This is a genomic window from Candidatus Cryptobacteroides sp. (genome assembly GCF_056207615.1).
This window is the reverse complement of the sequence record NZ_JBAEER010000095.1, coordinates 1-17,088: the sequence shown is the minus strand read 5'-3', so window position 1 is coordinate 17,088 and position 17,088 is coordinate 1. Positions and strand designations below refer to the sequence as shown.

Below are 17,088 nucleotides of genomic sequence, written 5' to 3'. Positions count from 1 at the left end.
ATATGATAGAGATATTGAAAGCATCAGCAGGTTCGGGAAAGACGCATCAGCTGGCCAAGGAATACATAAGGCTGCTCCTCACCGACAGGGACAGGTACGCATACAGGCATATTCTCGCCGTGACATTTACCAACAAGGCCACGGACGAGATGAAGAGCCGTATCTTGAGCGAGCTCCACACTCTCGCGACGCAGCCGCTCAAGTCTCGCTATCGTGAAGACTTCATCGGGATGTTCCCTGACGAAAAGACCCTGAGCGATACTGCGAACACGATACTGTGTAACATACTGCACGACTACAGCGCATTCGCGATCAGCACGATAGACAAGTTCTTCCAGCAGACCTTGAAGGCATTCTCCAGGGAACTTGGTCAGTTTGCCGCATATCAGGTCGAACTGGACAAGGATGCCCTCATTTCGGAGTGCGTGGGCAGGGTCCTGGATTCTCTCACGACAGGCAAGGAGGACGAGAAGAAGCTCGCGTGGCTTACGGACAATGCCATTGACGGACTCGAGAACGGCAAGGGTTTCTATCTCGAGAATAGTCTTACGGACATCGCCAAGAGGCTTCGCAGCGAGGCCCACCGTTCCAAGGCAGAGGAAGTAGGACTGGACTCGGAACATCTGTATGACGAGGATAAGGTGAAGGCACTGTCAAAGGGCTGCAGGGACATCGTGGTTGCCTTCGTTGATAAGCTTGATGCTGCGGTAAAGGCAGTTGATGATGCCTTCGAGGAAGCGGGGATGTCCGCTTCGGATACCAGTTATGGCTTTATCGAGAAAGAATGTGCCCGCAACAGGGGCATAAAGGCAGACCGGTCGAGGCATGCGGACATCTCGGCCCCCGGTAAGCGATTCCTGGACAACTATTACGATACGGAGAAATGGTACGGTAAGGCCAAGGCAAAGCTCGCTGCCTGTGTGACCGATCGTATGCGTATTGCCGTGGACAATCTGGCCGAGGTCTTCGAGAAGGATTACGTGGTCTACCGCACGGCTGTGCTCCTCAGGGACCAGGTCTACGGATTCGGTCTTGCGAACGACATCAACAAGGAGTTCCGGGAGATGCTCAAGGAGAAGAACGTCCTTGGCCTCGATGATTCGAACACCATACTCAAGGGTATCATCGACGGCACCGATGCTCCGTTCATCTATGAGAAGATGGGAGTGAGGTTCGAGCACTTCCTGTTGGATGAGTTTCAGGATACCTCGCGTATCCAGTGGGACAATTTCAAGCCTCTGCTCGAGAACAGCGTGTCGCAGAACTTCTATAACCTCGTCGTCGGCGACGTGAAGCAGAGCATCTACAGGTGGAGAGGCTCGGACTGGAACCTTCTGGATTCGGAAATCGCGAGGGACTTCGACGTGAAGAACACTCCTCTGGACGAGAATTGGCGCAGCTCAAGGGAGATAGTAGAGTTCAACAACGACTTCTTCCGTGAGGCTGCCGAGATTCTCGACATGAAATATTGCGGTGCACCAGGACCTATATCCAGGATATATTCAGACGTACGGCAGAAATGGGTTCCGCTCAAGGATGTTCCGGGTGGAGTCGAGGTCACCTTCTGCGACGGCGAGGAGAAGCTGCAGGACGATGTGGTGCTCGACTATGTGCGTGAGGCACATGAGAAGGGATTCAGGTACAGCGAGATAGGAATCCTTACCCGAGGCAGGGGAGAGGGCTCGCAGATTGCGGGCTACCTCATTGCCAACGGCATTCCTGTCGTCACGGATGACTCCTTGAAGATACTCTCTTCGGTGACCGTGAGAAGGCTTCTGTCGCTGCTTTCCAGCATAGACAATCCGGAGGACGAGATGAATCTCTATCTCGCCCGCCAGCTCGACGTGACCATACCTTCGGAGTATCATTCTCTTGCTGACCTCTGCGAGGAACTCCTCAGGATGTTGAGGGATTCTGATCCGGCGACCTTCGATGCGGAGACTCTCTATGTACAGTCCTTCATGGACAAGGTCCAGGATTTCAGAAACAAGGAACAGGACGGCCTGCATGCCTTTCTCGAGAGCATGGCGGACGACGAATCAAGTATCAGTTCGCCGTCTGTCGGAGACTCGGTGAGGGTGATGACCATCCATAAGTCGAAGGGACTTGCATTCCCTTATGTCATAGTTCCGTATATCGAGAAGACGGGTCTCTTCAAAAGCGACAGGACCTGGTGCAGGCCATCTGTCGAAGGTACTGCTCTTGACGGTGTCGCCCAGGGTATCTATGATGTCGTCCTTTCCCAGAAAAGCGAGGATACGCTCTTCAGCGCAGACTATAGGGATGAGCTCCTCCGACAGTATGTCGATAACATAAACATCGCTTATGTCGCTTTCACCAGAGCGAAATACCAGCTCAGGATAGTGGGACAGGTCGATCCGGGATGGGAGAAGAAGGCCGAGACCAAGCCTTCTTCCGAAGTCTCTGACTTTGCGCAGATCCTCTGGCACTATGTCCGGACCCACGAACTTGTCGCCCATGAATCCGTCGGCAGAAAGGTCGAGGAGGAAGAGGGTGACTACAAGGCCCTTCCAGGTTCATATTGCTCTTGGCCTCTGGGTGGAAGACTCAGTTTCAGCAAGGATTCCAGCGATTTCTTCAATGACGAAGGCGAGGCCGGCGCTGCGGCGTCGAAGAGGATCAGGGGTATCGTTCTGCATGACATACTCTCGAAGGTCATCTCTCCGGGAGACCTCCCTTATGCGGTTGCTCAGGCCGTGGAGAATGGCTCTCTCAGCGCGGATGAGGCGTCCCATGCGCAGCTGCTCCTATCTTCTGCCATCGATTCGGTAAGTTCACGCGGATGGTTCCCTGAGGATTCGTCCATGGTCTGGAACGAGACCGCGCTGATCTCCGAGGATGGCTCTCCGCTTCGCCCGGACAGGGTGGTGGAGAATCCGGACGGGTCGCTCAGCGTCATAGACTACAAGTTCGGTGCTCCGAAGAAGAGCCATCGCCGCCAGGTCGAGGGCTATGCGGATAGCTTCCGCAAGATGGGCTATGCTGAGGTCTCAACATACCTTTGGTATGTCGAGAGCGGGAATATCCTGTAAAAATCGTATATTTGCATTCTTACAGACATCTGAAAAATGGAGAAAGATTACAATACGGAAAGAAAGAGCCTCAGGTTGCCCGAGTACGGACGCAATGTCCAGAAGATGGTTGCCGGGCTCATGAAGATAGAAGACAGGGAGAAGAGAAACGAACAGGCGAAGGCTGTAGTGAAAGTGATGGAACTCCTCAATCCTCAGGTGCACCTGCAGGAGGATTATGAGCGCAAGCTCTGGGACCACCTCTTCATCATCTCAGACTTCCAGCTTGACGTCGACTCTCCATATCCGAAGCCGACTCCGGAGGAGCTTTCGGCTCGCCCTGCCATCGTTCCGGTGGAGAAGAGGCCTATCAAGGCTACCCACTACGGACGTAACATCGAGAGCATCATCGACCTCATCGCAGAGCTCGAGGACGGCGAGACCAAGACCTATGTCATCCGCAACCTCGCAATCTACATGAGGACGCAGTATCTCATCTGGAACAAGGATTCCGTAGCAGACGAGACTATCTTCGCCGACATCGAGAAGCTCTCCGGCGGAAGGGTGAAGGTTCCGGAGGGACTCCAGCTCAGCTCCGTAAGGAATGATCAGGTATTCAACCGCCCTGGTCAGGGACAGCCAAAGAAGCAGGGTAACAATAAGAAGAACCGTAAGAATTTCAAGAAATAATGGCAAGAAAGGTTAAGACGCCGAAGGTCAAGGCTCCTCGTAAGGAAATGTCTGAGGAGAAGAAGGCATTGTATCTCAAGATAGGTGGACTAGCCCTTGCTGTAGTTGCGATAATCTCGCTGCTCTCTTGCATCTGCTATCTTTTCACATGGAAGACGGACCAGAGCCTTCTCTCTGATCCGCAGATGATGGCTCCTACCACCGACGTGGCGAATCCGCTTGGAAAGTTCGGATTCCATATCGGACATCTCCTGGTCGAGAGATTCCTCGGCCTGGGCGTGTTCGCACTGCTCGGATACGTATGCTTTGCTGCATGGCACATGTTCTTCAGGACCAAGCCGGAGCATCTTGCGAAGAAGACCATTCTCGTTTTCGCCGGTGCTGTGCTTGCATCTGTGATATGCTCTTTCCTCGGAAAGCTCTTCACTCCGGACACCGCGTTCGGTGGCGGATTCGGCGGATATGTGGGCTCAGGTATCGTGACCTCGATGAACAATTTCATCGGCAAGATAGGCTCGGCACTCGTGCTCGCTCTCTGCGCCGTGGTATGGCTTACCTTTACCAACCGTCGCTTCGCAAAGTGGCTCTCAAGCGCCTTCGAGACCAAGGTTGACAGTACTCCGGAGCCGGAGGATGAGGGAATGGACGTTGAACCCGTTGCCGTAGTCGACCCAGTGGAGACTGTTGCGGAGGAGACGGAGGCAGAGCCGGTTTCCCTCGAAGAAGCCTTTGCGGAGGCTGAAGAGGAGGTCATCGATATGACTGACGAACCGGTGGTGACTGCTCAGGAGGAGAATGCAGACGCGGAGCAGACCGCGGGGGCTGATCCTGCAGATACGCTCACGATAGTGGAAGGCGATGACTTTACCGAGAACGTGGATGAACTCGAGAGGATAGACGTAAGGGCGGAGCTTGAGAACTTCAAGTTCCCTTCTGTGGACCTTCTCGCGGACTACTCCGACCAGATACGCACCGTCTCACGCTTCGAGATTGAGACCAACAACAATAGGATTCGCACCACTCTCGAGAGCTACAAGATTCTCGTCGAGTCGGTCACCGCGATCGTCGGTCCTACAGTGACACTCTATAAGGTCAAGCTTGCGCCGGGCATGAAGAGCGCGGCGGTGAAGAACGTCGAGAAGGATATCGCCATGGCCCTCGGAAACGAGTCCGTGCGCGTCACGACCCTTGCTGATGCAGTCGGTATCGAGGTGGCTAACGAGACCAAGTCTATGGTGCCGCTCAAGGCCATGTTCAACGATGATTCGTTCCGCGAGTCAAAGGCCGAACTTCCTATCGCTCTCGGCTACACCATCACCCAGAAGGTGAAGACCTTCGACCTTGCAGACGCACCTCACCTTCTCGTGGCAGGTGCCACCAAGCAGGGTAAGTCAGTCGGTCTCAACGTTATCGTGACCTCGCTTCTGTACTCAAAGCATCCATCTGAACTCAAGTTCGTCTTCGTGGATCCGAAGATGGTCGAGTTCACCCCATACAAGAGACTCATCCACCACTATCTCGCTGCCATGCCTCAGGCCATCAGCGAGGAGGACGAGAAGGAGAACGTAATCGTCAAGGACCATGTCAAGGCCGACGAGATACTCCGTTCACTCTGTATCGAGATGGATGACCGCTATCTCCTCCTCAGCAAGGCCGGAGTCAATAAGCTCAAGGACTACAACGAGAAGTACAGCAACCGCTACCTCCGTCCAGACCAGGGTCATAGGTACCTTCCATACCTCGTCGTCGTGATCGATGAGTATGCAGACCTCATCATGGCGGCAGCGTCAGGTGCGAAGTCTACCAGCAAGAGCGTTACCAGCTCCATCATCCGACTTGCGCAGAAGGGACGTGCGGCAGGCATCCATGTCATCATCGCGACCCAGCGACCTACCGTGGATGTCATCACCGGTCTCATCAAGGCGAACTTCCCGACCCGTATCGCATTCCGCGTGATCTCGAGGACGGATTCTGGTACCATTCTTGACGCGCCAGGCGCCGAGAAACTCATCGGTAGGGGAGATATGCTCTACTATGAGGGTATCAAGATGGAGCGCGTACAGTGCGCATATATCGACACCAAGGAGATTGACGCGATCACCAAGTTCATCGGCGACCAGACTGGATTCCGCCAGCACTGCAACACTCCTTATTATCTGCCGGAACTTCCAGCGGACTCAGGTGAAGGCGGAGAAGGTGGCGCTTCAATGATAGACATGCACAAGATAGATTCTAACTTCGAGGATGCCGCAAGACTCGTCGTGACCACCCAAAAGGGCTCGACTTCCGACATCCAGAGGCGTCTTGGCATGGGATATGCGAGAGCAGGTAAGGTGATGGACCAGCTTGAGGCTGCAGGCATCGTAGGACCGCAGGATGGCTCTAAGCCACGCCAGGTCCTCGTCCAGAGCCTTGACGAGCTCCAGCCTATACTTGACGCATTCTGTAACAAATGATGAAGAAGTTTTCTCTCAGACCGATATTGGTCGGCATTGCTCTTCTCCCGGGACTTCTTGCAGGGGCCCAGCAGAAGAACGCGCTCACCACATTCACCGAGAAGGTGGCCGTGAACAAGGCTGCCTTCAGCTATAAGTTCTCGGCAGGACAGCACATGAACGGCAGCGGCTCCGCTTCCGTACAGGGCGATTGCTTTTCGCTGGAGATGGGATCTTTCGAGATGATATGCAACGGCAGCACGATGTGGACCGTTGACAGGGATTCCAAGGAGGTGATCATCGAGCCTGTGGATTCTCCTGAGGCAGCAGGCACCTTCAATCCGGCCCTGCTTATCAGCAGTATTGGCCAGGCCTTCAACGTCAAGTCTGAGGCTAGGACCGAGGTCGGAGGCAAGGCTGCGATACGATACACGCTCGTACCTAAGGTCTCAAGCATAGACATCAAGGAACTGGTGGTGACCATCGCTTCTGATGCTTCAGCCATTTATTCGCTCAAGGCAACGGTAAAGGACGGGACTGTCACCAATATCACGATACCGGATTTCAGCTTCGGCCCGAAGGCCACGGCCGCTGATTTTACGATCAAGGATTCCGCTTTCGGAAGGGATTACATAGTGACGGATCTCCGTTAGGAGGACTCCCCAGATACCAATAAAAAGCCGCGACTCAAAGGGTCGCGGCTTTTTATATTATGTATGAAGTCCTCTTATTCGGCGTCCTTCACGCAGCGAACAGATGCTCCGAAGCTTGTCTTGTGAGCTGCCATGCAGTACATGTCAGGAACGGTCTCGACGATGTACCTTACGAATGCCTGCTCCTCGTTCCTTTCGTCAGCTGTCCAGAATACTGCCTGCTCGTTGAAACTCTCGAAAGAATGAGTCTCAGTATTTGCGAGTCCGACAGGGATGACCCTGAGGTCGAGCTCATTGGTCACGTTTACCTCCGGCCAGAAGTCCCAGAGCTTGTATTCGTTGAAGTTTGCGTAGATCATGAATCCTCCGCATACACCCTTCCATGTCTCGTGCTCGGCGAGTGTGTCCTCGGTGAGTGGCTGCGCTGCGCTCATCCACTCTGCGTCAGTAGGAAGCCTCCAGCCTTCAGGACATGCGGTGAGGGCCTCTTCGTAGTTGTAGAACCTACCTACGATATCGTCCATGATGGGCGCGTCGAAGTATGAGATTCCGGACTTGCTTGTTCCGAGATTCCTTGTCATCCAGCAGAGGTCACCTACCTTCACGTATGAGTACTCCTTTCCGTCCTCGTCGATTACGAAGTCGGTGTCGGATTCGTTGAAGATCTCAGGGACACTACCTTCAGGACCTGGCTTTACCATGGTGAGGGAGGTACTACCTGACGCGCTGTAATAACCGGTGGCAGATACGGTGCAAGTGACGGTGTATGTCTTGAGCCCGTCCTTAGGGAAAGCGTATTTCCACTCACCGTTTGCAAGGTGTGAAGTGTCGGCCTTCTGACGGTCGGTAACGGTCCACTTGTATGTGAGGTCGAGTCCTTCGGTTCCTGTGAGTCCGTCGGCAGTGAAGGTGAGGGTCTCACCCTGCTCGATGATGGCCTTGCCTCCATGTACCTGGAGCCTGCCGGAGAAATAAAGCATGTCTTCACCGCCCTTTTTCTTGCATGACGATAATGCGGCTACGGCTGCTGCTATGCAGAAGAAAGTAGAAATTGCCTTTCCGAGTTTCATCCTATTGTTGTCCTAGTTTAATAGTATATCCTTGCAAATATGAGCATTTTTCCTCTAAAATCAGCGAAAAAGAGTATTTTTGCGCTGAATGAAGCATGTCAGTACAATAACTATGCTATTGGCCGCGACCCTGGCCTTATTTCTCGCAGTTTCATGCGGGAAGTCGAGCTATGTCTCGATAACCGGCTATGCTCAGGGCGGCACCTATCAGATCACCCTCAATTCTGACGGGGCTTCCGTCTCACCTGAGAGCATGAAGCATTCCATCGACTCCATCCTCAACGTCGTGGACTTCTCTCTCTCGGGCTATAACAAGGAGTCGCTCCTCTCGAAGTTCAACGCCGGGGAGACCATAGTCCCGAACGAGATGCTGATGGATCTCTATGCAAGGTCTTACGACTTCTGGAAGACGAGCGAGGGCGTGCTGGACGTTGCCGCAGGCCCGCTTTTCGATATCTGGGGCTTCGGGTTCACCGAGGGCGAGATGCCTTCCGACGAGCAGGTTGCCGTGGTTCTCGCAAATTGTGGAATGGCCCGTCTCATTCCGGACATGCACCTGGCTCTTTCGCCTGACGGGAAGCTTTCTCCTGCAGACCTCGTGTCGAATTCCAGGACCTTGCCGGATGGTGGCCAGATCCATCTCCCTGCTTCACTGGAGGACGTCGGAACCTTGCCGAAGCTGAACTTCAATGCGGTCGCTCAGGGCTACAGCGTTGATCTCGTGGCCTCGTACCTCTATTCAGTGGGCGTGAAGGACATGCTCATCAACATCGGCGGCGAGATATTCTGTGACGGAGTCAATCCTTCCGGGAATGCATGGACGCTGGGAATCGACAAGCCGGAGGACGGCAACAACGTCACCGGCGCGATGGTGCAGGGCGTGTTCCACTCTCCTGGTGGCCCGTGCGGCATCGTCACCTCGGGCAACTATCGTAAGTTCTACGTCAAGGACGGCAAGAAATACTCGCATTCCATCGACCCTCGCAAGGGCTATCCTGTGTCCCATTCTCTTCTCTCGGCGACCGTGATAGACACCACTAAGGACGGATTCCTTTCCACCAGGGCCGATGCTCTCGCAACCATCTGCATGGTGCTCGGACTCGAGGATGCCGGTGCGATGGTGGAGGCCATGCCGGGGATCGAGGCTTGTCTCATCTATGATGAGGACGGCGAGATGAAGGCCTGGACCTCTTCTTCCTTTGTCCTTGAATAATTTCCGAATCAAGCTCGGACGGCTTAGAGCGTGCTGATGATGCTCAGCGCGCTGTTCATCCATTCTGCCAGCATTTCAGCCAGGAGGAGCAGGAAATCCGGGCATAGACCAATCTGAGAGAGGCATATCGCAGCAAGCGACACCGGCATCAACACCGTTGCCAGCGGCATTGCGATCATGTTGGTCAGAAGGAACCACTGCGGGAAGCTGTGGAAATGGTACCATGCGACCGGAGCCGTGAAGATCTGGCAGGAGATGCTGAGCGTAGCCATGTCCCATATCTTCTTCAGCGGGTCCCTCTTGTTGGGCGGATAGATGCCGGAAAGAAGCGGGAACAGCAGGTATATTCCGGCCATGGCCAGGTAGGAGAGCTGGAAACCCGGGGTGAGTATGCTGCCCGGGGAGAAGAGAAGCTGCAGCATCAGGGCAGAGGAGAAGATGGTGAGGGGCTCGCGGCTCCTTCCGCTGACGAGGGCGGCCTCCCGGAGGCAGATGAACAGAGATGCCCGCACGATGGATGGGGAGGCGCCGGTGACGACGGCATAGCTCAGGCAGCTGGACACGATGAGGATGGAGCGTATGCGAACGGTGACCGGATGGCCCCCGGCGAGGGAAAGAACCTTCGAGATGATGGCGTAGATGATTCCGAGGTGCATGCCCGAGAGGGCGAGGATATGGGATGCTCCGCTGCTGCGAAAGGCATCCCTGAGCTCTGAGGGGATCTCGCTCCTGTCCCCGGATACTAGGGCTTTCACCAGTGGCGCCGCGCTGTCCCCGAATCCCGTCGAATCGATCGCAGCGTACAGCGCCTCCCGTGCTCTTTCTACAAGCTCCAGATTATGGACCCCTAGCTCCCCGGAACCTCCTATCTTCCATGACAGACCCCTGCAGAGACCTGTCACGAAAAGCATCGCGAAGTACCATGGAAAACGAGCGTCGGGACCTCTCTGAAGCAGGTATAGGATGCTCGCACCGAGCACCAGGACCAAGCCTGACAATAAGACGTGGTCGTATGGGAGCATCACTCCCGTCGCGACTCCTGCCGCAAGCGCGGCAACCAACTCCGGACCCTTCATAATCTTCCCCTCATTTTCGGCGATATTATTAATAAAATTCGTAAATTTGCCCTGATATAATGGAAATTATTCCCACGAAAATTAATTAAGCTTAAAATATATGATTATCCTCGTATTGAATTGCGGAAGTTCTTCACTCAAGTATCAGCTTCTTGACATGAAGAGCAATGAAATCTACAATCTCGTGGCTAAGGGTCTCGTAGAGAGAATCGGCAGCGAGATGGGTCATGTGAAACACACTACCATCGGCAAGGACTCTATCGACTATGAGACTCCTGTTGCAGATCATACCGTAGGCGTGAAGGAAGTCCTCAAGGCTCTCCTCGACAAGCAGCTCGGTTGTCTCAACACTCTCGAGGACATCGAGGCCGTGGGCCATCGCGTGCTCCATGGTGGTTCTGAGATCGTATGCAGCAAGCTCGTGGACGAGCACCTCATCTCCATCGTAGAGAAGTGCTGCGACCTCGGCCCTCTCCACAACCCTGCTAACCTCCGCGGTATCCGCGCAGTCAAGGAAGTCCTTCCAGAGGTTCCTCAGGTCGCTGTCTTCGATACTGCATTCCACCAGACCATGCCTGCATACAACTACATGTATGCTCTCCCTTACGAGTACTATGAGAAGTACTCTATCCGCAAGTACGGTTTCCATGGCACCAGCCACAGGTACGTATCTGCAGAGGGCGCAAAGTTCGCTGGTCTCGACATCAACAACTCGAAGATCATCACCTGTCATCTCGGCAACGGTAGCTCAATCGCAGCCGTAGAGAACGGTAAGGTAGTGGACACCACCATGGGTCTCACTCCGCTTGACGGCCTCATCATGGGTACCCGCTGCGGCGCCATCGACCCTGCAGTCGTTACCTACATTGAGATGAAGGAAGGCAAGACCGCAGCTGAGATGGATACTCTCATGAACAAGAAGTCAGGCCTCCTCGGTGTCTCAGGCATCTCCAACGACCTTCGCGACGTCAGCGCAGCAGCAAACGAGGGCAATCCTCGCGCAAAGCTCGCTCTCAAGAAGCTTACCCACGACATCATCAAGTACATCGGTAGCTATACCGCAGAGATGAACGGTGTGGACCTCATCATCTTCACCGGCGGTATCGGCGAGAACAACGCTCGTCTTCGCCGTCGGATTTCCGAGAACCTCAGCTACCTCGGCGTGAAGTTCAACTACGAGGCCAACGAGACTCGTGGTGACGAGATCATGCTCACCCTCCCGGACTCAAAGGTCAAGATGGCAGTCATCGCTACCAACGAGGAGCTCATGATCGCACGCGATACCATGAACATCGTACTCAACGAACAGGAATAACATTTAAATCAGATAACCATGGCTTTGATTGATAACATCATCGCACGCGCTAAGGCGAACAAGCAGCGCATCGTGCTCCCTGAGTCACTCGAGGAGCGTACCATCACAGCAGCAGATCAGGCTCTCCGCGACGAGCTTGCAGAGATCATCCTCATCGGTAATCGCGAGGAGATTCTTGCAAAGGCAGCAGAGCTCGGCCTCCAGAACATCGAGAAGGCTACCATCATCGATCCTGCTACTTCAGAGAAGACTCCAGAGTACATCAACCTCCTCTATGAGCTCCGCAAGAACAAGGGCATGACCATGGAGCAGGCTGAGAAGCTCGTAAAGACCAATACCCTCTATTTCGGTTGCCTCATCATCAAGAGCGGCGATGCTGACGGCCAGATCAGCGGTGCCCTCTCTACAACCGGTGACACCCTCCGTCCTGCACTTCAGATCATCAAGTGCGCTCCTGGCATCAGCTGCGTTAGTGGTGCGATGCTCATGCTCACCAATGCTGAGCAGTATGGTGAGAACGGTGTCCTCGTTATCGGTGACGTTGCCGTTACTCCAGCTCCAGATGCATCTCAGCTCGCACAGATCGCTGTCTGCACAGCTCAGACCGCAAAGAGCGTTGCAGGTTTCGCAGATCCACGCGTTGCCATGCTTTCATTCTCTACCAAGGGTTCTGCAAAGCACGAGGCTGTCGACAAGGTCGTAGAGGCTACCAAGCTTGCTCATGAGCTCGATCCAGAGCTCAAGCTCGACGGTGAGCTCCAGGCTGACGCGGCTCTCGTTCCTTCAGTAGGCTGCAAGAAGGCTCCAGGCTCAGAGATCGCAGGTAAGGCTAACGTACTCGTGTTCCCTAGCCTCGAGGCTGGTAACATCGGTTACAAGCTCATCCAGCGCCTCGGTGGTGCTGACGCAATCGGCCCTATCCTCCAGGGTATCGCTCGTCCTGTAAACGACCTCAGCCGTGGTTGCTCAGTTGACGACATCTACAAGATGGTAGCTATCACCGCTTGCCAGGCAATGGACGCAAAGTAGAAGTAAGTTTACCTTACATAAGAAAATAGGCGATGACCGTTCAGGTCACCGCCTATTTTCTTTTTTGTCAGCCGCAGGGCTATTCGATATGGATCGTGTAAGGGAAGTAGAGGAGGTAGTCGTTGTTCCACTCGAGAACGTCGACATGGTGGTGAGGAGTTGCCACTACCACGAGCCAAAGATGTGCGAGAGGCTCGTCGGAAGGGACTGTGAACTCGAGAGGGTTCTGCCAGCCCATGCCCTCGTAAACCACGCTCTGGCTCTCCGAGTAGATAGGAGTACCGTCAGCCTTGACACCGACGAGACCGAAGGTCCATGCCGCCTCGGAAGATGCGCTCTCGAGAGCCTCCTCGCGGGTAGGGACGTCTGCCTTAGGAAGATTAGGCTTGTCCTCGCTGTCGGTCATTTCAGCACCTACTGAACCGTCCACTTCCTCTGGAATCTCATAAGAGTTGACCATACGCTTCATAGGACCGAGATAAGGCCTCTCGCCTCTGAGGTTCACTGAGATCTTGGTACCTGGGGCAGGGACGTCAAGAGCGATACCGTTGTATCCGTACTGCTGTGGCTCCTGGCCCTGTGAGATGCGCCTCCAGCCCTGTGCGTCTGCAGCCTCGAGCTTGCCTCTGTGCTGGTTTGCATAAGGAGCAGCGATCTCGCGTACCCTGTCGAAGTCGTAGGTCATGGACTTTGCAGCGTATTCGTACATCTCCTGTCCGAACTGATAGTCGTCTATGCCGGTGAACTCCTCGTATACCTGAATCACGTCGTGACGGTGCTTCGCAGCTCTCCAGAGGTCACCGATGAACTTGAGACCATGCTTATCTGACCAATACTCGAGCACATAAGGTGAGCGGTACATATTGTCAGGGTGCATGAACGCGAACTGGGTCTGGTCCATGAATGCCTGCCAATGGTAGTTCTCGCTGGTCATCCAGTCCTCGTTTGCGTTCCATAGCATCCACTGTGAGGTCATCTCGTAGATTCCGCCGCCGCCGAAACCGCTGTCCGTGTCGATCGAGAGCTGGCTCTGGAAGGAGTGTCCGAGCTCATGCGCGATCACGTTGAGGTTCTTCTCGTATGTACGGAGAGGGGTGACCCAGAGGCCGCCGATGGTCTCGTCATAGTCTCCTCCGTAGGCTGTGCCCTCGTCGGAGTACATGAGCATGACCATCATCTTGTAGATGTCAGCCTTCGACCCCGGCTGGATGAATCCGAGATCGTTCTTGAAGAAGTCGTAGAAATACTGCGCCCTTTCCATGAGGTTAGGAAGATCTACCTTCATGTTGTGGCCAAGGTAGTCAGGAGCAGTGGCAAGGTCCGGACCGAAGCCCTTCTGCCAGAAGAATACGAGGTCGTCGTTCTCGGCAGACCTTTCGTAGCACCAGAGTGATGAGGTGTCGTTGAGGTCCATCTCCTGGAGGTCCTTAGGTATGTATACCTGCTTGGCACTCTTTGGCGAGCAGGCTACGGCGATCATGGCCGCGATGATTATGAAAGTCTTTCTCATTGTGGAAGTAGATTATTCTGTCGGGTAAAGTGCAATGATGCCGTTGACATAGTTGAATCGGTTCTTGATCCAGGTCTTCAGCTTCGAGATCTCGCTGCTGGTGTCGTAGTTGTTGGAGATGCCCCAGAGAACGGAGTCGTTCTTGAAATCCTTTCCAATTGCCTCGTTGGTGGCATCGATATTGGCGAGGACGGCTTCGAGGAGACCGTCCTTGTTCTCGTTCCACTTTGCCTTGTATGCCTTCACGAACTCAGGAACGCCCCAGAGGTCGGCGAAGAGCCTTGGGATGCCTGCGCCGTAAGCGCCCTTTCCGGTGTAAGGGTTGCTGCCGTAGATGAGACTCTTGTAGGTTGTGAAGTAGCTGTGTCCACGTCCGTAGCTGTCATACATGTCGCCCCAGTCGTATGAGAAGCCGGCGTCGAAGTCCCACGCAGGTCCCATTGTCCAGCGTCCGTCAGCCTTGCGGTTGATGTAGCCGCTGCGTATGCTCTTGCCGTTGTCCATCTCGACATTGTATACGGCCTCCTCGAGTATGAGGTAGCTTATCATGGACTCGACGTCGAGAGCAAGATTGATAGCCTGCCAGTCCTTGGACTTGATAGCATTCTCGAGCTTGGCGAACTCATCCTTGACCTGCTGGAGCTGCTCTGCGGTAGGATCCTTAGGGTATTTCACGCATACGTCGGTGCCATATACGGTGGAGTAGAAGTTGTCCGTTGCGTCCGGGCTCTGGCTAGGGCCATCGTCCACGTCGAGAGCAAGCAGAATGCCGTCGTTGCCCACGTTCACCCTGTTCTTTCCTTCCTCTACCTGCTCGCTCAGCACATAGACGCCGAGATACTTGCCGTTGAGGGTGAGCTTCACATAGCGCGTATGGTTGGTATATGGGATGCCGAGATACTGGGCCATGGTGAAGCCGATGTTGTTCATCATGTGGGTCACGTCGCGGTAGTTTGCGAGCAGCACCCAGTCCTTTTCGCTCTTCATGCCCATGAGCTCGGCACTCTCGTCGAGCTTGAAGCGGTAAGGCTTCTTCGGATACCAGAGCCAGGTCGAGTTGCCACGTCCGCGTATGCTTGCGCGACCCTCGTAGGTGCAGTCGAATTCCTCTCCGTTCTCGGTGAGAAGATTGCCGTTGATCTTGATGGAACATGGACGGGCATCCTTGGATTTCTTCGAATCCACGGGAGCGTTGCCATCGGTGGTGATTTCCATCTCCACCGCGCCATAGAGCTGGTAGGTGGCCTCCACCTTGGTGGAAGGCTCGCCCCCTGGCTCGTCTCCCGGTTCGTCTCCGGGCTCCTCGCTCGGAACATCAGGACCCGGCATCGGATCGTCTATGGGTTTCTTGCATGAAGCGACCAGCACGAGAGAGACCGCTGCCAGCATGAGAGTGATTCTTTTCATCCTATCTGAATTTGTAGATTGCGAATGTGCGTCCGCTGATGCTTTCCATGAGGCTCGGAGTGCCGTCCTCGAGCTTTCTCATGCCCATCTCCCAATAGTACTCAGGGTGTTCCACAGGAGTGAGGTCTATGCTGCTGGTCTGTGGGACCACTGCATCTGGGGTGAAGATGTTGTCGGCCATCGCGTTGTCCGAGTGGAGGGTGATGAGCTCGCAGCTGCTGATGCCCTCAGGAAGGTTGTGCAGGTCGATGTAGACGGTCTGGGCGTAGTTGCTGAGGTTGACTACCTTTACATAGTACTCTCCGGTCTCGGAATCCTTGACAGCGGTGGCGTAGAGGCTGTTCTGACCCTCCTTACCTGCGACAGGCTTGCCATCCATGGTGACGTCGAGCACGTCAGTACCCTTGTAGAGGGAATAGAGCTGCTGCACGTAGTAGCTGCAGGTCTTCATCGTGTTGAGGTTGTCGAACCAGATGAGGTCCGGACGCCACTGCCATCCGTCCACATGGGCGAGCAGGGGAGCATAGGTTGCCATGTATACGACATCTGCGTTTCTCTCGAGGCCGGTCATGAATGCGGCCTCGACGATAGCAGCGTTGAAGTGGTTGAACTTGTGACCGCTGGTGCCGTGGCAGGCATATTCACCTGCGAAGACCTTGGTCTTGCTGCTGCGATCGTAGTTGTCATATCTGTCGGCATTGCGCTCGAAGAAGTTCTCGTTCGAGTAGAAGTGCTCGTCCACGAGGTCTGCACCGAGTCTCTTCATCTCAGGCCAGAGATCGTCGAACCACTCACCGCTGGCGTATGGACCAGATGAACCGATGATCTTGATGTCCGGATACTTGGTCCTGATGGCCTTCACGAAAGGTTCGAGGTGGGTGATGAAGTCCTCGCCCCACTGCTCGTTTCCGACAGCGATATAGTGGAGGTTGAACGGCTCAGGATGGCCGAGGCCGGCGCGTACCTTGCCCCACTTGCTCTTGGCCGGGCCGTTTGCGAACTCGATGAGGTCGAGGGCGTCGTCGATATAGCTCTGGAGGTCCTTGAGGTCTGCATGAGGATGCATCTCAGGATCATTCTCGAACTGGCATGCCATACCGCAGCTGATAACTGGAAGAGCCTCTGCTCCTATGTCCTCGGCGAACTGGAAATACTCGTAGAAGCCGAGACCGTATGACTGGTAGTAGTCTCCGAAGAAGCGGTTGCTCTGGTCGTACATCCATCTGTTCACGTTGATAGGACGGTTCTCCACCTGCTCTACGGAGTGCTTCCACTGGTAACGGTTCTCGAGATCAGTGCCCTCTACGATGCAACCGCCAGGGAAGCGGAACACGCCTGGCTTGAGGTCTGCGATCGCCTGTGCGACGTCCTTGCGGAGTCCGTTCTCCCTGCCCATGAAGGTCTCCACTGGGAAGAGAGATATGTGCTCGAGATCCACTGCCGCGTTCTCGTTCCAGAAGTCGCCTTCCTCCCATGTCTCGAGGAGTACTCGGAGAGTTGCCTTAGGACTGGTCTTAGGAGCGGTGAACACTATCTCGTATTTCTGCCACTTCTTAGAGGTGATCTCAATCGCGTCACTGAAGAAGCGCTGGTCGTCTGCCTGGGTGTTGTCCTCGCAGAGATGGAAGCTCACATATTCCTTTGCGGCCTTGCCTGCG

12 protein-coding genes are annotated in these 17,088 nt (G+C 54.6%); 7 read left to right on the top strand and 5 right to left on the bottom strand.

Annotated features, from left to right (window positions below):
* The first annotated feature begins 2 nt into the window (after positions 1 to 2).
* From AC06ND_RS05715 to AC06ND_RS05700, 4 genes are read left to right on the top strand one after another with little or no spacing between them, the layout of a single operon-like run.
* Positions 3 to 3,053, top strand: a complete 3,051-nt coding sequence (locus AC06ND_RS05715) for a UvrD-helicase domain-containing protein (protein WP_475678033.1) — start codon at positions 3 to 5, stop codon at positions 3,051 to 3,053.
* Between the two features lie 36 nt (positions 3,054 to 3,089).
* Positions 3,090 to 3,722 carry a DUF4290 domain-containing protein gene (locus AC06ND_RS05710; protein WP_475678032.1) on the top strand — a complete coding sequence of 211 codons (633 nt, stop codon included), beginning with the start codon at positions 3,090 to 3,092 and terminating at the stop codon, positions 3,720 to 3,722.
* Positions 3,722 to 6,178 (top strand): FtsK/SpoIIIE family DNA translocase, encoded by a 2,457-nt coding sequence (locus tag AC06ND_RS05705; RefSeq protein ID WP_475678031.1) that lies wholly within the window; start codon positions 3,722 to 3,724, stop codon positions 6,176 to 6,178. Before AC06ND_RS05710 ends, AC06ND_RS05705 begins: the two co-directional genes overlap by 1 nt.
* Entirely contained in the window at positions 6,175 to 6,810 is a 636-nt protein-coding gene (locus AC06ND_RS05700; protein ID WP_475678030.1) for a LolA family protein, read from the top strand. The genes AC06ND_RS05705 and AC06ND_RS05700 overlap by 4 nt, the downstream gene beginning before the upstream one ends.
* A 74-nt stretch (positions 6,811 to 6,884) precedes the next feature.
* Here the strand turns inward: AC06ND_RS05700 and AC06ND_RS05695 are convergent, their stop codons facing one another.
* A complete protein-coding gene (locus tag AC06ND_RS05695) occupies positions 6,885 to 7,880 on the bottom strand; it encodes an FISUMP domain-containing protein (RefSeq protein ID WP_475678029.1) in 996 nt (331 codons plus the stop codon).
* Positions 7,881 to 7,992: 112 nt separating this feature from the next.
* On the opposite strand from AC06ND_RS05695, the gene AC06ND_RS05690 reads away from it, so the two are divergent.
* Entirely contained in the window at positions 7,993 to 9,093 is a 1,101-nt protein-coding gene (locus tag AC06ND_RS05690; RefSeq protein WP_475678028.1) for an FAD:protein FMN transferase, read from the top strand.
* Positions 9,094 to 9,116: 23 nt separating this feature from the next.
* On the opposite strand, the gene AC06ND_RS05685 is transcribed toward AC06ND_RS05690, so the two are convergent.
* The gene (locus tag AC06ND_RS05685; RefSeq protein ID WP_475678027.1) at positions 9,117 to 9,848 is read right to left on the bottom strand and encodes a ComEC/Rec2 family competence protein; all 732 of its coding nucleotides are present in this window, start codon (positions 9,846 to 9,848) and stop codon (positions 9,117 to 9,119) included.
* 421 nt (positions 9,849 to 10,269) lie between these two features.
* Between AC06ND_RS05685 and AC06ND_RS05680 the strand changes: the two genes are divergently transcribed.
* Positions 10,270 to 11,484 (top strand): acetate/propionate family kinase, encoded by a 1,215-nt coding sequence (locus AC06ND_RS05680; RefSeq protein WP_475678026.1) that lies wholly within the window; start codon positions 10,270 to 10,272, stop codon positions 11,482 to 11,484.
* Positions 11,485 to 11,502: 18 nt separating this feature from the next.
* A complete protein-coding gene (gene pta / locus AC06ND_RS05675; RefSeq protein WP_475678025.1) occupies positions 11,503 to 12,513 on the top strand; it encodes a phosphate acetyltransferase in 1,011 nt (336 codons plus the stop codon).
* Positions 12,514 to 12,592: 79 nt separating this feature from the next.
* On the opposite strand, the gene AC06ND_RS05670 is transcribed toward pta, so the two are convergent.
* From AC06ND_RS05670 to AC06ND_RS05660, 3 genes are all read right to left on the bottom strand, one after another.
* A complete protein-coding gene (locus tag AC06ND_RS05670; protein ID WP_475678024.1) occupies positions 12,593 to 14,023 on the bottom strand; it encodes a DUF6055 domain-containing protein in 1,431 nt (476 codons plus the stop codon).
* A gap of 12 nt (positions 14,024 to 14,035) precedes the next feature.
* Complete coding sequence (locus AC06ND_RS05665; protein WP_475678023.1) at positions 14,036 to 15,430, bottom strand: CotH kinase family protein; 1,395 nt, start codon at positions 15,428 to 15,430, stop codon at positions 14,036 to 14,038.
* A 1-nt stretch (position 15,431) separates the two neighbouring features.
* The coding region (locus AC06ND_RS05660; RefSeq protein WP_475678022.1) for an alpha-L-arabinofuranosidase C-terminal domain-containing protein at positions 15,432 to 17,088 on the bottom strand (1,657 nt) is incomplete at its 5' end.

What these genes read in the sequence shown, in the direction of transcription:
- AC06ND_RS05715 (WP_475678033.1), top strand. Translation starts at nt 3, where the DNA reads ATGATAGAGATATTGAAAGCATCAGCAGGTTCGGGAAAGACGCATCAG.
- AC06ND_RS05710 (WP_475678032.1), top strand. Translation starts at nt 3,090, where the DNA reads ATGGAGAAAGATTACAATACGGAAAGAAAGAGCCTCAGGTTGCCCGAG.
- AC06ND_RS05705 (WP_475678031.1), top strand. Translation starts at nt 3,722, where the DNA reads ATGGCAAGAAAGGTTAAGACGCCGAAGGTCAAGGCTCCTCGTAAGGAA.
- AC06ND_RS05700 (WP_475678030.1), top strand. Translation starts at nt 6,175, where the DNA reads ATGATGAAGAAGTTTTCTCTCAGACCGATATTGGTCGGCATTGCTCTT.
- AC06ND_RS05695 (WP_475678029.1), bottom strand. Translation starts at nt 7,880, where the DNA reads ATGAAACTCGGAAAGGCAATTTCTACTTTCTTCTGCATAGCAGCAGCC.
- AC06ND_RS05690 (WP_475678028.1), top strand. Translation starts at nt 7,993, where the DNA reads ATGCTATTGGCCGCGACCCTGGCCTTATTTCTCGCAGTTTCATGCGGG.
- AC06ND_RS05680 (WP_475678026.1), top strand. Translation starts at nt 10,270, where the DNA reads ATGATTATCCTCGTATTGAATTGCGGAAGTTCTTCACTCAAGTATCAG.
- pta (WP_475678025.1), top strand. Translation starts at nt 11,503, where the DNA reads ATGGCTTTGATTGATAACATCATCGCACGCGCTAAGGCGAACAAGCAG.
- AC06ND_RS05670 (WP_475678024.1), bottom strand. Translation starts at nt 14,023, where the DNA reads ATGAGAAAGACTTTCATAATCATCGCGGCCATGATCGCCGTAGCCTGC.
- AC06ND_RS05665 (WP_475678023.1), bottom strand. Translation starts at nt 15,430, where the DNA reads ATGAAAAGAATCACTCTCATGCTGGCAGCGGTCTCTCTCGTGCTGGTC.